The 14,815-nt window shown below is 64.9% G+C and carries 6 protein-coding genes; 5 read left to right on the top strand and 1 reads right to left on the bottom strand.

The window, feature by feature from the left end:
• Positions 1 to 14 precede the first annotated feature (14 nt).
• The 3 genes from recC to recD are packed head-to-tail and all read left to right on the top strand — an operon-like array spanning position 15 to position 9,564.
• Positions 15 to 3,608 carry an exodeoxyribonuclease V subunit gamma gene (recC, locus tag BM344_RS10335; protein WP_091989247.1) on the top strand — a complete coding sequence of 1,198 codons (3,594 nt, stop codon included), beginning with the start codon at positions 15 to 17 and terminating at the stop codon, positions 3,606 to 3,608.
• A complete protein-coding gene (gene recB / locus BM344_RS10330; protein WP_091989244.1) occupies positions 3,605 to 7,333 on the top strand; it encodes an exodeoxyribonuclease V subunit beta in 3,729 nt (1,242 codons plus the stop codon). Before recC ends, recB begins: the two co-directional genes overlap by 4 nt.
• Positions 7,330 to 9,564 carry an exodeoxyribonuclease V subunit alpha gene (gene recD / locus BM344_RS10325; protein WP_091989241.1) on the top strand — a complete coding sequence of 745 codons (2,235 nt, stop codon included), beginning with the start codon at positions 7,330 to 7,332 and terminating at the stop codon, positions 9,562 to 9,564. Before recB ends, recD begins: the two co-directional genes overlap by 4 nt.
• A 124-nt stretch (positions 9,565 to 9,688) precedes the next feature.
• Here recD and BM344_RS10320 read toward each other — a convergent pair whose 3' ends face one another.
• The gene (locus BM344_RS10320; RefSeq protein ID WP_091989237.1) at positions 9,689 to 11,482 is read right to left on the bottom strand and encodes an ABCB family ABC transporter ATP-binding protein/permease; all 1,794 of its coding nucleotides are present in this window, start codon (positions 11,480 to 11,482) and stop codon (positions 9,689 to 9,691) included.
• Between the two features lie 176 nt (positions 11,483 to 11,658).
• Between BM344_RS10320 and BM344_RS10315 the strand changes: the two genes are divergently transcribed.
• Both BM344_RS10315 and gabT read left to right on the top strand, forming a co-directional pair.
• Positions 11,659 to 13,401, top strand: coding sequence for an ABC transporter transmembrane domain-containing protein (locus BM344_RS10315; RefSeq protein ID WP_091989234.1), 1,743 nt, complete (start codon positions 11,659 to 11,661; stop codon positions 13,399 to 13,401).
• 89 nt (positions 13,402 to 13,490) lie between these two features.
• Positions 13,491 to 14,768 (top strand): 4-aminobutyrate--2-oxoglutarate transaminase, encoded by a 1,278-nt coding sequence (gene gabT / locus BM344_RS10310; RefSeq protein ID WP_091989231.1) that lies wholly within the window; start codon positions 13,491 to 13,493, stop codon positions 14,766 to 14,768.
• Positions 14,769 to 14,815: the final 47 nt, after the last annotated feature.

Genomic DNA, 14,815 nt, shown 5'->3' with positions numbered 1-14,815 from the left:
AGACAAGGAAACCCATGGCCACGCCATCCGCCATCGAACCGGGCTTTCACGCCATCCACGCTAACCATCTAGAGGACCTGCGCCGGGCCGTGGTCTACCTCTGCCGGCAGAACCCTATGCCGCCGTTGCAGAGCGAGACGTTTCTGGTGCAGAGCAACGGCATTGCCCAGTGGTTGAAGCTGGCGCTCGCGGAAAAGCGCACCGACGATGGCGTAGAGGGCGGGCTGGGGATTGCAGCGGGCATGGAATTCCTGTTTCCCGCACGGTTTATCTGGCAGGCCTATCGCGCCGTACTGCCCGACGGGGAAGTACCGGAACAGTCGCCCTTCGACAAATCCCGCCTGGTGTGGCGGCTTTACCGCTTGCTGCCGGAACTGGTGGGGCAGGACGACGCCTTTACCCCGCTGGCGAGATTTCTGGACGGCAGTGACACCGACCTGCGCAACTTCCAGCTGGCCGAGAAGGTGGCGGACCTGTTCGACCAGTACCAGGTGTTCCGGGCCGACTGGCTGGCCGCCTGGGAACAGGGCAAGGATGTGGTGATCAGCGCCCGGGGCGAGGAAAGACCCCTCGAAGCCGAGACTCTCTGGCAGCCGCTGCTCTGGCGGGCCCTGGTGCAGGATGTCGGCGCCGAGGCCCACACCAGCCGCTCGCAGATCCACACCCGATTCATGGAACAGGGCCAACGACTCAGCCAGCCGGCCAATCCGGGCCGGTTGCCCGGTCGCATCGTGGTGTTCGGGGTGTCGTCCCTGCCCCGGCAGGCCCTCGAGGCCCTGTACGTGCTGAGCCGGTTCAGCCAGGTGGTGTTGTGCGTTCACAACCCCTGCCAGTACTACTGGGCCGACATCATCAGCGACCGGGAGCTGCTCAAGGCCGAACGCAAGCGGGGCGCCGCCCACCCGGTGCTCGCCACCATTGACGATCCGGATCAGCTGCACCAGCACGCCAACCCCCTGCTGGCGGCCTGGGGCAAGCAGGGCCGGGACTACATCCGCCTCCTGGACGAGTTCGACAACCCGGACGAGTACCGCGCCAGCTTCCAGACCCCCGGCCAGAAGATCGACATCTTCACCGACCACGGCGACCCCGCGTCGCCCCGGCTGCTGCATCAGCTGCAGAACGATATCCACAACCTGACGCCGCTGCAGGAGATCCGCGACCAGCAGCGCACGGTGGATCTGGCCGCCGACCACTCCCTGGTGTTCCACGACGCCCACAGCCCCCAGCGGGAGGTGGAGATCCTGCACGACCAGCTGCTGGCCGCCTTCAACGCCGACGACACGCTCCGGCCCCGGGATGTAATCGTGATGGTGCCGGACATTAACGTCTACGCGCCCCACATCCAGGCGGTGTTCGGCCGCTACGCCCCCGGGCGCAGGCGCCATATTCCGTTCACCATTTCCGACCAGGGCCAGCGCCACCACGAGCCGGTGCTGATCGCCCTGGAAACCCTGATGTCGCTGCCCCGCAGCCGCTTTGGCGTGAGCGAGATCCTGAGCCTGCTGGAAGTGCCCGGCATCCGCGACCGCTTTGACATTCGCGAGGACGAGATTTCCCTGGCCCGGCGCTGGGTGGAAGGGGCCAACATCCGCTGGGGCCTGCACGGCCAGCACCGGGCAAGCCTGGACCTGCCAGCCGAACTGGAGCGCAACACCTGGCAGGCGGGCCTGCGCTCGATGCTGCTGGGCTACGGCATGGGCGACGACGAGCCCTGGGCCGGCGTGGAGCCCTACGGCGAGATCGGTGGCCTGCAGGCCAGCCTGGCCGGACGCCTGGCGGACTTTGTACACCAGCTGGAAGCCCTGTGGCAGGCGCTGCAGAGCCAGCGCACACCGGCGGACTGGGAAGCGCTGTTTTCCAACATGCTGGTTGGCTTTTTTGACAAGGTGGAAGGCCAGGACCTGCTGTTGCTGAACCGCTTCCGGCGCCAGCTGGAACAGTGGCTGGAAGACGCCCTGGCCGCCGGCCTGGGCGAGCAGACGCTGCCGTTGAACATCGTCAAGGACGTGCTGCTGCAAGGCCTGGACGAAGGCGGCCTGAACCAGCGCTTCCTGGCCGGCAAGGTGAACTTCGCCACGCTGATGCCGATGCGTGCGATTCCCTTCCGCCGGGTCTGCCTGCTGGGCATGAACGACGGCGACTACCCCCGCTCCCGACCGCCGGTGGATTTCGACCTGATGGCTCAGGACTACCGGCCCGGGGACCGCTCGCGCCGGGAGGACGACCGCTACCTCTTCCTCGAAGCCCTGCTGTCGGCCCGGGAGCAGCTGTACATCAGCTGGGTGGGGCGCAGCATTCGGGACGATTCCGAGCGGCCGCCGTCGGTACTGGTGGGCCAGCTGCAGGATCATCTGGACAGCCTGTGGAAAGTAGCCGGGCAACCGACGATGAAGGTGGTCGAGGCTCTGACCACCCGGCACCCGCTGCAGCCGTTCAGCCGGGACTATTTCCCGAAAGCCAACGGTGAAGGTGAGGGGGACCACGCCCGACCACGACCACTGGCCGAGGTGTTGGAGGCCCGGCGCCTGTTCACCTTCGAGCGGGAATGGCGCAGCGCCCATGGTGTCGACACGGCCGAGCAGTCTCATCAGCCGTTGCCCTACCTGGCGCCGGAGGAGCCCATCAGCCTGAACGACCTGGCCAACTTCCTGAAACGGCCCATCGAGATCTTCTACCAGCGTCGGCTGCAGGTGCGCTTCGAGGCGGTGGAAGACGAGGACACCGACAACGAGAACTTCGATCTGAACGGCCTGGACCGCTGGCGCCTGGACAACGAGCTGATTCAGGAAGGCGTGGTAAAAGCGGCCAGCGAGGAGGAGCTGCACGAGCGCCTTGAAATCACCCTGGACCGAATGGCCCGGCGCGGGGAGCTGGGCATGGGCGTGACCGAGCACCGGCTGCGCACGGAGCTGGCGGGCCGGCTGCCGAACCTGTTCGAACGTTATCGCAGGGCGCTTGTCGACTGGCCGGAAGCGGTGGCCGAACCGCTGCCGTTCGAGGTTCGCCACCAAACCGATTTGGGCTCAGTGGAGGTGGTCGACCTTATCGACAACCTGCGCTGCAACCCGCAAGGGCAGCTCTGCCGGCTGGTGATCGCGGGCTCCAGCCTGCTGAGCAGCGCCGGCAACGGCAAAAAGGTGCGCTACGCCAACCTGCTGCGGGACTGGCTGATTCACCTGGCCGGCCAGCTCGGCGGGCAGCCCTTCGAGACTGTGATCCTGGGCAAGGAGGAAGACCGCAAATTCCACTTCCCGGCCATGACGCCGGAGCAGGCCAGGGCACCGTTCCACGCCATTCTTGCGCGCTGGATGGAAGCCACCACCCGCGCCCTGCCGCTGCACTGCGAGGCGGGCTTTGCCTGGGTCACAAGCTATTACGGCGGCAAGAAATACCTGGGCGACCACGAACGCGCCATCAGCGAGGCGGAAACGGCCTACCTGACCGCCCTGGAGCGGGACACCGGCTACCTGCGCGGCAGCTTTGACAGCCCCGAGGCACTGATGGCCAGCGGCGAATTCGAGGCCCTGCTGCATGATCTTTATGTGCCCCTGTGGGAAGCGGAGCAGGGCAAATCGGCGGCCGAGCAGATCGGGAGCGTGGCATGACCGAGCAGACCAAAAACCGTAACCCGAACCTGGATCCGCTGGCCCTGCCCCTGAACGGCAGCGCCCTGATCGAGGCCAGCGCCGGCACCGGCAAAACCTTCACCATCGCCATCCTGTACGTGCGCCTGGTGTTGGGTCATGGTCAGCCCGACGACAGCCCCCTGCAGAACCTGCTGCCGCCCAACCTGCTGGTGGTAACCTTCACCGATGCCGCCACCAAGGAGCTGCGGGACCGCATCCGCACCCGGCTGACCCAGGCCGCCGAGGTGTTCTCCGACGGCCCGGACGACCCGAACCCGCCTGCCGAAACCAGACTGATCTACGATCTGAGGAACCAGAGCTACCCGGACCGGGCGAGCTGGCCCGACTGCCGCAAGAAACTGCTGCTGGCCGCCGAGTGGATGGACGAGGCGGCGGTGTCCACCATCCACGGCTGGTGCAACCGCATGCTCAGCGAGCACGCGTTCGACAGCGGCAGCCTGTTCAAACTGACCCTGGAAACCGACCAGAGCGAGCTGCTGGACGAGGTGGCCCGGGATTACTGGCGCACCTTCGTGTACCCACTGCCCCCGGCGTTGATGGACGAAGCCCTCGGGCACTGGCAAACGCCGGCGGATCTACGCAAGGCTGTGCGCAACCTGATCGACGATCCGCACGCCCTGGGCACGCCGCCGGAGAGCGTGCACCAGGCCATTGGCCAGGTGGTGGATCAGCGCCTGGCCCGTTCCGCCGAGCTGAAGGCCCACCCATGGGCCGCCTGGCGCGACGAGGTGCTACCGCTGCTGGACGACCTGCAGAAGGCCAAACGCCTGCATGGGGGCAGCAAGAAGTCCATGCTGACGGCCTGGGATGCCCTGACCGCCTGGGCCGACTCCGAGGACCTGCTGCCGGAAGACCTCGATAAGGCCGGCTTCAGGAACCAGACGCCGGAGGGGCTGGACAACATTCTCAAAGGCGAGGACCCGGCCCCCCGGCACCCGGCGTTCGACGCCATCGGGGCCATCCTGGCGTTCAGCCGCAACCCGCCGACTGCCAAATCCGACATCCTGCGACACGCCAGCCACTGGATAGCTGCGCGCATGGATGAGGAAAAACAGCAGCGTTCGGAAATGGGTTTCGACGATTTGCTCACCCGCCTCGACGACGCCCTCCACGGCCCCCGGGGCGAGCAGCTGGCCGCCACCATCCGCCGCCAGTTCCCGGTGGCGCTGATCGACGAGTTCCAGGATACCGACCCGGTGCAGTACCGCATCTTCAACCGGATCTATCAGGTAGAGCAAAACCGCCCGGACACCTGCCTGCTGATGATCGGCGACCCCAAGCAGGCCATCTACGGCTTCCGGGGCGCGGACATCTACACCTACCTGCAGGCCCGGCTCGGCGTGCAGGATCGTACCTGGACGCTCGGCACCAACTACCGCTCGGCCAGGCCCATGGTCGATGCCGTTAACCGCATGTTCGAGCACAGCGACCGGCACAGCCCGCAGGGCGCGTTCCTGTTTGGCCAGGGCGACACCACGCCGCTGCCGTTCCAGGGGGTGGACGCCAACGGCACCAAACGCCTCTGGTCGGTGCAGGGGGAGGTTCAGCCCAGCCTGGTGTTCTGGACCCACGAGTCCGAGGACACCGGCAAGGAGGGCAGCCCGAAAGGCCTCGCCAAGGGCACCGCCACCGCCGACCTTGCCGAGACCTGCGCCAGCGAGATTGCGCGCCTGCTCACCCTCGGACAGGCCGGACATGCCGGCTTTGCCCTGTCGGAGAACCCGGCGGATCTGGAACCGGTTCAGCCGAAAGACATCGCGGTACTGGTGAACAACCGAAACGAGGCTGCCGCGGTGCGCGATGCCCTGGGCCGACGGCGCATCAAGAGCGTGTACCTGTCGGACCGGGATTCGGTGCTGACCTCGCCGGAGGCGGCGGAACTGCTGTGCTGGCTGCAGGCCTTCGCCGAACCCCGCCAGCTGTCGCTGATTCGCGCCGCCCTGGCCACGCCGACGCTCGGCCAGAGCTGGCAGGCCCTGGACCGGCTGTTGACCGACGAGAACGTGCTGGAGCGGGAGATCGCCCGCTTCCAGGGCTACCAGGCCCAGTGGCAAAGCCAGGGCGTGCTGCCCATGCTGCGCACCTTCCTCATGGATTTCGAGGTGCCCGGCCGCCTGCTGCATCGGCCGGACGGTGAGCGAAGACTCACCGACATCCTGCACATCGCCGAGCTGCTTCAGCAGGACAGCCTGCAGCTGGACGGGGAACATGCGCTGGTGCACCACTTCACCCAGATCCTGCGGGCGGCCGACGAAGAGGACGAACACCGCACCCTGCGCCTGGAAAGCGACGCCGGCCTGGTAAAGGTGATCACCGTGCACAAATCCAAGGGCCTGGAATACCCGCTGGTGTTCCTGCCGTTCGGGACCGCGTTCCGGGCAGAGAACCCGAAGCAGGCCTACGTGCGCTACCACAATGAGCAAGGTCGCCTGGTGACCGTGTTCGATCCCAGCCCCGAAGACATTGCCCGGGCAGACCAGGAACGCCTGGGCGAGGACATCCGCAAACTCTACGTGGCCCTGACACGGGCCCGGTTCGCCACCTGGGTGGGTGCCGCCGCCCTGGACAACTGGCAGCAGAGCGGCCTGGGTTATGCCATTGCGGGCAGTCCGGAACAGGGGCTCGCGGCCGCCCTGGCACCCCTGGCCGAAGGGCGCCCGGAGGTTGCGGTGCTGCCACTGCCACAACCCGAGGACCGGGTGTTCATCGAGACGGCACCCGAGGCGCTGGGGCCGGCCCTGGTGTCGACCCGCGAGGCGAAGGAAGACTGGTGGATTGCCAGCTACTCCAGCATTGAATACACCGGTCTGTCCGGCAGCGGCATCGGGTTCACCGGCGAGGTGGAAGATGCCCAGACCCAGAACCTGCTGGAGGAAAGTGCCCAGGACGAGGCGGACGCCGACGAACCCGCCAGCCCGGTCGCCGCCCGCGATCACCATCATTTTCCGAAAGGCGCCGGTCCCGGCACCTTCCTGCACGAGCTGCTGGAGTGGTGCACCGCCCAGGGCTTCCAGCGGGTGCTGGACCATCCCTCTGTGCTGCACGACCAGCTCACCCGCCGCTGCGGCACCCGGGGCTGGAGCGAGTGGGTGGAGCCCCTGCACCAGTGGCTGCTGGCGCTGATCCGCCAGCCGCTCCCCCTGGGCGGCGACGGCCAACGCACTGCCAGCCTGGCGCAATTGACCCGCCTGCGCCCGGAGCTGGAATTCTGGTTCGAAAGCCGCAATGTGGACATCCAGACCCTGGACAAACTGGTCACCGACCATACCCTGAACGGCGCCGACCGGCCGCAAGCGGAGAGCGGCCAATTCAACGGCATGCTCAAGGGCTTTATCGACCTGGTGTTTGAACACGAGGGCCAGTACTACGTGCTCGACTACAAATCCAACACCCTGGGCGAGGACGACACCGCCTACACCCGCCAGGCCATGGGCGATGCCATCCTGGCCAAGCGCTACGATCTGCAATACGTGCTCTACCTGCTGGCCCTGCACCGGCTGCTGAAAGCCCGGCTGCCTGGCTACGACTACGACCGCCACATCGGTGGCGCGGTCTACCTGTTTCTGCGCGGAGTGAATTCGGCAAGCCAAGGAGCTTTCACCGACAAACCGCCGAGAGCATTGATCGAGCAGCTGGATGCACTGTTCGATGGCGAGCTGACCGACGGGGAGGTGGCCGCATGAGTCGGACCCGCAACAGTGAGAATCAGTTTGCCCTCGACCTGGGCGACAGCACACCAGACCAGCACGGCGCGGTGGATAACGCTGAGCGACTGGCCAGTCTTGCAGAGACCGAGGCCCTTCTGAACCAGTGGCAGCAGGCCGGCTGGATTCGCCCGCTGGATGTAGGCTTTGCCCGGCTAATCCGGCAACTGGGCGAAGAGCAGGGTGATCGCCCGCAGCCCCTGGTGCTGTTGCTGGCCGCGCTGACCTCCCATCAGGTGGGCCGGGGCCACGTGTGCGTAGACCTCACGCACCTGCTGGCGGATGCCGGCAACACCCTGGCGTTGCCGCCGGAGGAGCCGGCCGGGCCGGCACTGAACGACACCGAAGCCACCGCATTGCAGGGCATGCACCCCCAGGACCTGCTCGCCCGGGTACAACTGGCCGACTGCCTGGCCGCGCTCCGGGCATCGCCGGCGGTCAGCGACGGAGCGGTGCCAACGCCCCTGGTGCTGAACGGCAGCCGGCTGTACCTGCGCCGGTTCTGGCGTTACGAACAGCGCATTGCCGAGGGTATCCGGCAGCGGCTGGCATTGCCCTCCCCCCTTGCATACCCAAACGCCTTACCGGCACAAACCCTGTCCCGGGCGCTGACCATTTTGTTTCAGTCGAAAGAGCCCGTGGACTACCAGAAGCTGGCCTGCGCCCTGGCCGCCCGTAGTGGCTTTGCGGTGATCACCGGTGGCCCCGGGACCGGCAAGACCACTACCGTGGTCAATCTGCTGGCCGCGCTGCAGGCGGTGGCCGGCGCCGACCCGGCAAGGGCAGGTCGCAAGGTCCGCATCCGCCTGGCCGCACCCACCGGCAAGGCCGCGGCCCGCTTGAACGAATCCATCGGCGGCGCGGTGCAACGGTTGCCGCTGGCGGAACTGCCCGGCGCCGTGCAACTGGACGATATCCCGACCAGGGTCACGACCCTGCATCGACTGCTGGGCAGTCGGCCGGACACCCGTCAGTTCCGTCATCACCGGGACAATCCGCTGCTGGTAGATATCCTGGTCATTGATGAAGCCTCCATGGTGGATGTCGATCTGATGGCCTCGGTGTTCGACGCGCTGCCCGCCAGCGCCCGGCTGATCCTGCTGGGCGACAAAGACCAGCTGGCCTCGGTGGACGCCGGCGCCGTCCTCGGGGAACTGTGCCAACGCGCCTCCGACGCTCATTACACACCGGAAACCGCCCACTGGCTCGGTGCCATCACCGGTGCCGAGCTGCCACCAAACCTTGTGGATGACCGCGGTCAGGCACTGGACCAGGCCGTGGCCATGCTGCGCAAGAGCTACCGCTTTGGCGAGGACAGCGGCATCCGCCAGCTTGCCGAAGCGGTCAACACCAGCGCGCTGACCGGTACCATGCTGGCCAGGATAAGGGATTCCGAATTTGACGATGTGGTCTGGCTGAATGGCCACGGGCCAACGTCGGATCCGGAAAAGACGCTCGAGCAGATCTGCCACCATGCCATCAGCGGCACCCCGGAACGCTTCCGCAACAAGGGGCAGGGCCGGGTCGTGAATGGAGAGACGCTGCCGCCGCCCGTGGGCTATCGCCACTATCTTGAGGTGATGGCCAACTCAGGATTGAGGGCAGACAGCCCCCGGGAGGCCTGGGATACCCACGCCGCGGCCGTACTGGAGGCATTCAGCGATTTCCAGGTTCTCTGCGCGCTGCGTCGCGGCCCCTGGGGCGTGGAGGGCCTGAATCAGCGCATCGCCCAGCAGCTCATGACGGAAAAGCTGATCGACCGAACCGAGGGCTGGTACCCCGGCCGCCCGGTACTGATCACCGGCAACGACTACAACCTGGGCCTGATGAACGGGGATATCGGCATTACCTTCCGGGTACCCTGGGACACCACGGACGACGGCCAGCCGAAAGACACCTTGCGAGTCGCCTTCCCCAGCAGCGATGCCGAGGGCGGTATCCGCTGGATTTCCCCCAGCCGACTGCAACAGCTGGAAACCGTGTACGCCATGACGGTGCACAAGTCCCAGGGATCGGAGTTCAACCACACCTGCCTTGTGCTACCCGATCGCCTCAGCCCGGTACTCACCAAGGAGCTGGTGTACACCGGCATCACCCGGGCCAGGAACTGGTTCAGTCTGATCACTGGCGATACACAGGTGTTCAGAGACAGCGTGGAACAGCAGGTGATTCGCGCTTCAGGATTAGCGCTTCGGCTAGGGGAGTCCTAGCCCCGGGCTCCGGCGGGGGAGGCCTTTCCAAAACACGCTGTGGATACCTCCCTGTACGCTCTGCTCCGCCATCCATGGCTCCGCAAGGTTTTGGAAAGGCCTCCCCCGCCGCACCCCTGACTTCTCAGTTATCCTCACGCCGGTGCTGCTGCTCCCACAGATGGGCATAGTGACCACCGGCGCCCAGCAGTTCGCTGTGGCTGCCGCTCTCCACAATCTGGCCACCGTCCATCACCAGAATGGTATCGGCATCACGAATCGTGGACAGGCGATGTGCGATGACCAGGGTGGTGCGCTGCTGGCTGACCTCCTTGAGGGCTCCGAGGATGGCCTGCTCCGAGAGCGAATCCAGAGAAGACGTGGCTTCATCCAGGATCAGCAGCGGCGGGTTCTTGAGGATGACCCGGGCGATGGCCACACGCTGTTTTTCACCCCCGGACAGCTTCAGGCCCCGCTCGCCCACCCTGGTCTGATAACCCTCCGGCAGGCTGTTGATAAAGCTGTCCAGGTGGGCCATGCGGGCCGCGCGGTAGACCTCCTCCTCGGTGGCCCCGGGTCGGCCATAGGCCAGGTTCCGGTACAGGGTATCGTTGAACAGCACGGTATCCTGGGGCACCACGCCAATGGCCGAGCGCAGGCTGGCCTGGGTCACCGTCCGGATATCCTGGCCGTCAATGCGGATGGCTCCCTGATCGACGTCGTAGAACCGGAACAACAGGCGGGCGAGGGTGGACTTGCCGGCGCCACTGGCACCTACCACCGCCACTTTGTGGCCGGCCGGAATGGTGAAGTCCACATTTTGCAGGATCGGCCGATCGGGCCGGTAGGCAAAGTGGATATGGTCGAAATGAACTTCGCCCTTGTCCACACTCAGGGGCCTGGCATCTTCCGCGTCCTGGATTGCAGGCTGATCGCCGAGCAGTTTGAACAGGCGCTCCACGTTGACCAGCGCCTGGCGAATCTCCCGATAGACAAAGCCCAGGGCGTTCAGGGGAATGAACAGCTGGATCAGGTAGGCGTTGATCATGGTGAAATCCCCCAGGGTAATCTCACCGCTGGCCACCTCAGCCACCGCCATGGACATGATCACGATCAGTGCCACGCCAATGATCAGTGCCTGGCCGGCGTTCAGGGTCGCCAGCGACAGGCGGTTTTTCAGGCGGGCCTGCTCCCAGTCGTCCAGATCCTGGTCGTAGAGTTCGGCTTCGTAGCATTCGTTATTGAAGTATTTGACCGTCTCATAGTTCAGCAGGCTGTCGATGGCCCGGGAGTTGGACTGGTTGTCCCGGGCGTTGGCCTCCCGTACGAACTTGGTGCGCCATTCGGTAATCTTGATAGAGAACACCACATACACCACCACCGCCACCAGGATGGCCAGCACGTACCCCACGTTGAACACCCACAGCAGGATGCCGGACACCATCAGGATTTCCAGGATAGTCGGCACGATGTTGAACAAGGTGAAGCGCAGCAGGAAACTGATACCGTTGGTGCCCCGCTCGATGTCCCGAGCCAGGCCACCGGTCTTTCGATCCAGATGAAACGCCAGCTCCCGCTGGTGCAGGTGTTCGAACACCCGCAGCGACACCCGCCGCATGGCGCGTTCGGCTACCCGGGCAAATACGGCATCCCGGAGTTCACTGAACAAGGTGGCGCCAAAGCGCAGGGAGCCGTAGGCGACCACAAGAATCACCGGTATCCACAGCAGCAGATCGGCACCGCGATTCTGGTCCAGATAATCGACAATGTATTTCAGGGCTACCGGTGTGGCGACGGTGGCAACTTTCGCCAGGATCAGAAAGCCCAGGGCAGTCACGACCCGGCCCCGGAATTCGAGCAGGTAGGGCCAGAGGCCGGAAATGATGGTCCAGTCCGGTTTGTGGTCTGCCGGGTAATCGTTGTCGGCGTAGGCGCGCACTGACTTTCCTTCTGATTCGGTGACGTCGAGCGCGCGAGGTAACTGGGCCTGCCACCCCGCTCGCTCTTTCGTAGCTGTATGATAGGTCCTGTTTCAAGAACAAACCGTATTGACGCTGGAGTCTACAGCAGCCAACACCCTGGAGGCACATCATTAACACACGCCACCGTAGAGCCCTGAAACTGGTCATCGAGTTTATTAGCCCCTATCGCCGGGCCGTGGCTGGCGCTCTGGTGGCGTTGGTCATCACCGCCGGTATTACCCTGGGGCTGGGCCAGGGGCTCCGTATCCTGGTGGATCAGGGGCTGGCCACCGAATCACCGGAGAACCTGGCCAGGGCCATCGGGCTGTTTTTCCTGCTGGTGCTGGGCCTGGCGTTCGGGTCCTTCGCGCGATTTTACCTGGTGTCCTGGATTGGCGAGCGGGTGGTGGCGGACATTCGCAAGAAAGTCTTCAACCACCTGATTGACCTGCACCCGGGCTTTTTCGAGCAGAACCGGGCCCTGGAGATCCAGTCCCGGTTCACTGCCGACACCACCGTGCTGCAATCGGTGATTGGCTCCACGGTGTCCATTGCCCTGCGCAACGCACTGATGCTGGTGGGCGGGTTGCTGCTGCTGTTCATCACCAACGCCAAGCTGGCGAGCATCATTCTGCTCGGTTTCCCGGTGGTGATTGCTCCCATCCTGTTCTTCGGACGGCGGGTGCGGGCGCTGTCCCGGCTCAGCCAGGATCGCGTCGCCGATGTCGGCAGCTACGTGGGCGAGAATCTTACCCAGATCAAGACGGTGCAGGCGTTCAACCACCAGCCCCACGACCGCCGGTATTTTGCCGAGGTGTCCGAGCGCGCGTTCGAGATTGCCCGGCAGCGCATTCGCCAGCGGGCCTGGCTGACCACACTGGCGATCTCCCTGGTGATGGGCGCCGTGGGCATTGTGATCTGGATTGGCGGACTGGATGTGATCCACGGGCGCATCAGTCCGGGCGAGTTGGCGGCCTTTGTGTTCTACAGTCTGCTGGTAGGCGTGGCGGCTGGCGCCATCAGCGAGGTGATCGGTGAGCTGCAGCGGGCGGCGGGCTCCGCGGCACGGCTGTTCGAGTTGTTGCAGACTGAATCGGCGTTCGCGCGTGAAGGCGAGCGGGAAAAGGGCGTAGGGGATCTGCCCGCGGTCGTGCGCGGCGAACTGCGGCTGGACCAGGTGTTCTTCAGCTACCCCGGCCGCCAGAACCGGCCCGCCATCGCCGGTCTTACCCTCGATATCCGGGCCGGCGAAACGCTGGCTCTGGTGGGCCCCTCGGGTGCCGGGAAATCCACCCTGTTCGATCTGCTGCTGCATTTCTATCAGCCGGATAGGGGCCGGATTCTCATCGACGGTGTGGATACGGCCGGCTGGCCCCTGGAATCCCTGCGCCGTTGCTTTGCCCTGGTGCCCCAGACCCCGGCCCTGTTCCATGGCACGGTTGCCGACAACATCCGCTATGCCCGGCCGGAGGCCAGCCAGCAAGCGGTGGAGCAGGCGGCAAGGATTGCCCACGCCCATGATTTCATTCTGGCCCTGCCTCAGGGCTATGACACCCGGCTGGGTGACGCCGGTCAGGGTCTTTCCGGTGGCCAGAAACAGCGGCTGGCCATTGCCAGGGCACTGCTCGCCGATGCCCCGATCCTGCTGCTGGATGAAGCTACCAGTGCCCTGGATGCCGAGAGCGAGAACCTGATCCAGAAGGCCATGCCGGCGCTCACTGAAGGTCGCACCACGCTGGTGATTGCCCACCGCCTGGCCACGGTGCGGGACGCCGACCGGATTGCCGTGATGGACGGCGGCCATCTGCTCGCAGTGGGCTCCCACGAGCAGTTGATGCGGGAAAACAGTCTCTATCGGCGCCTGGCCAACCTGCAGTTCCGTGAGAATACCGGCTGACGGCGACCATGGTCGGTTTGTTTCCTGCTCCCGTACTACTTACACTGGTATGTGAAACTTTCGAACCTGACCTCAGGGAGAATGGCAAAGTGAGCAATAAAGAATTGCAGGCACTCAAAGAACGCTACGTTGCGGCGGGCGCGGCAAGTCCCAATGAACAGTTTGCCGACCACGCAACCAATGCGGAACTGTGGGATGCCGACGGCAAGCGCATGATCGATTTTGCCGGCGGTATCGGTGTACTCAACATTGGCCATCGCCACCCGAAGGTGGTGGAGGCCGTCAAGGCGCAGCTCGACAAGCTGATGCACACCTGCCAGACGGTAATGCCCTACGAGGGCTACGTAAAGCTGGCGCAGAAACTCAGTGAAGTGGTTCCGGTGAAGGGCCACGCCAAGGTGATGCTGGCCAACTCCGGCGCGGAAGCCCTGGAAAACGCCATGAAGATCGCCCGGGCGGCCACCGGCAAGACCAACGTGATCTGTTTTGACGGCGGTTACCACGGCCGTACCTTCTACACCATGGCCATGAACGGCAAGGCAGCACCGTACCAGACCGACTTCGGCCCGATGCCGGGTACGGTCTACCGCGCCCCGTATCCGGTGCCGTACCACGGGGTCTCCGAGGAGGAAGCCCTCCGTGGCCTGAAAATGGCCATGAAGGCGGATTCCCCGGCCCGCAACACCGCCGCCATCGTGATCGAACCGGTGCTGGGCGAGGGCGGTTTCTACGCCGCACCCACCAGCTTCCTGAAGGAAATTCGCAAGATCTGCGATGAGAACGACATCCTGATGGTGGTGGACGAAGTTCAGAGCGGTTTTGGCCGCACCGGCAAAATGTTCGCCATTGAGCACAGCGGCATTGAGCCGGACATCATGACCATGGCCAAGAGCATGGCCGACGGCATGCCTATCTCGGCGATTGTCGGCACCGACAAGATCATGGATTCCTCCGGCCCCAATTCCCTGGGGGGTACCTACACTGGTAGCCCGACCGCCTGTGCCGCAGCGTTGGCGGTGTTCGATGTGTTCAAGGAGGAGGACATCCTCGGCAAGTCCCAAGCACTGGGCGAGAAACTGAAGCAGCGCTTCAGCCAGTGGCAGGAGCAGTTCGAGCACGTGGACAATGTCCGCAACCTCGGGCCCATGGCGGCGTTTGAACTGGTGGAAAGCAAGCAGAGCCGGACACCCAAGCCGGAGCTGGCAGCAGCGGTCACCAAGAAGGCCAAGGAAAAGGGGCTGATTCTGCTGAGCTGCGGCATGTACGGCAATACCCTGCGGTTCCTGATGCCGGTGACCATCGAGGATGAGGTGCTGGAAGAAGGGCTCGCGATTGTGGAAGAGAGCCTCAAGGAGGTGGGGGCCTGATAAGGGCGCTCTACTCCCAGAAGGACGCGAAAGCCGGGCATTATGCC

Origin of the sequence: Marinobacter gudaonensis (assembly GCF_900115175.1) — a bacterium.
In the GTDB taxonomy this organism is placed as follows: Bacteria; Pseudomonadota; Gammaproteobacteria; order Pseudomonadales; family Oleiphilaceae; genus Marinobacter; species Marinobacter gudaonensis.
The sequence above is the reverse complement of the archived record's forward strand: the minus strand, read 5'-3'. Positions and strand labels throughout refer to the sequence as shown.

Coding starts and splice junctions, on each gene's coding strand:
- recC (WP_091989247.1), top strand. CDS start 15: ATGGCCACGCCATCCGCCATCGAACCGGGCTTTCACGCCATCCACGCT.
- recB (WP_091989244.1), top strand. CDS start 3,605: ATGACCGAGCAGACCAAAAACCGTAACCCGAACCTGGATCCGCTGGCC.
- recD (WP_091989241.1), top strand. CDS start 7,330: ATGAGTCGGACCCGCAACAGTGAGAATCAGTTTGCCCTCGACCTGGGC.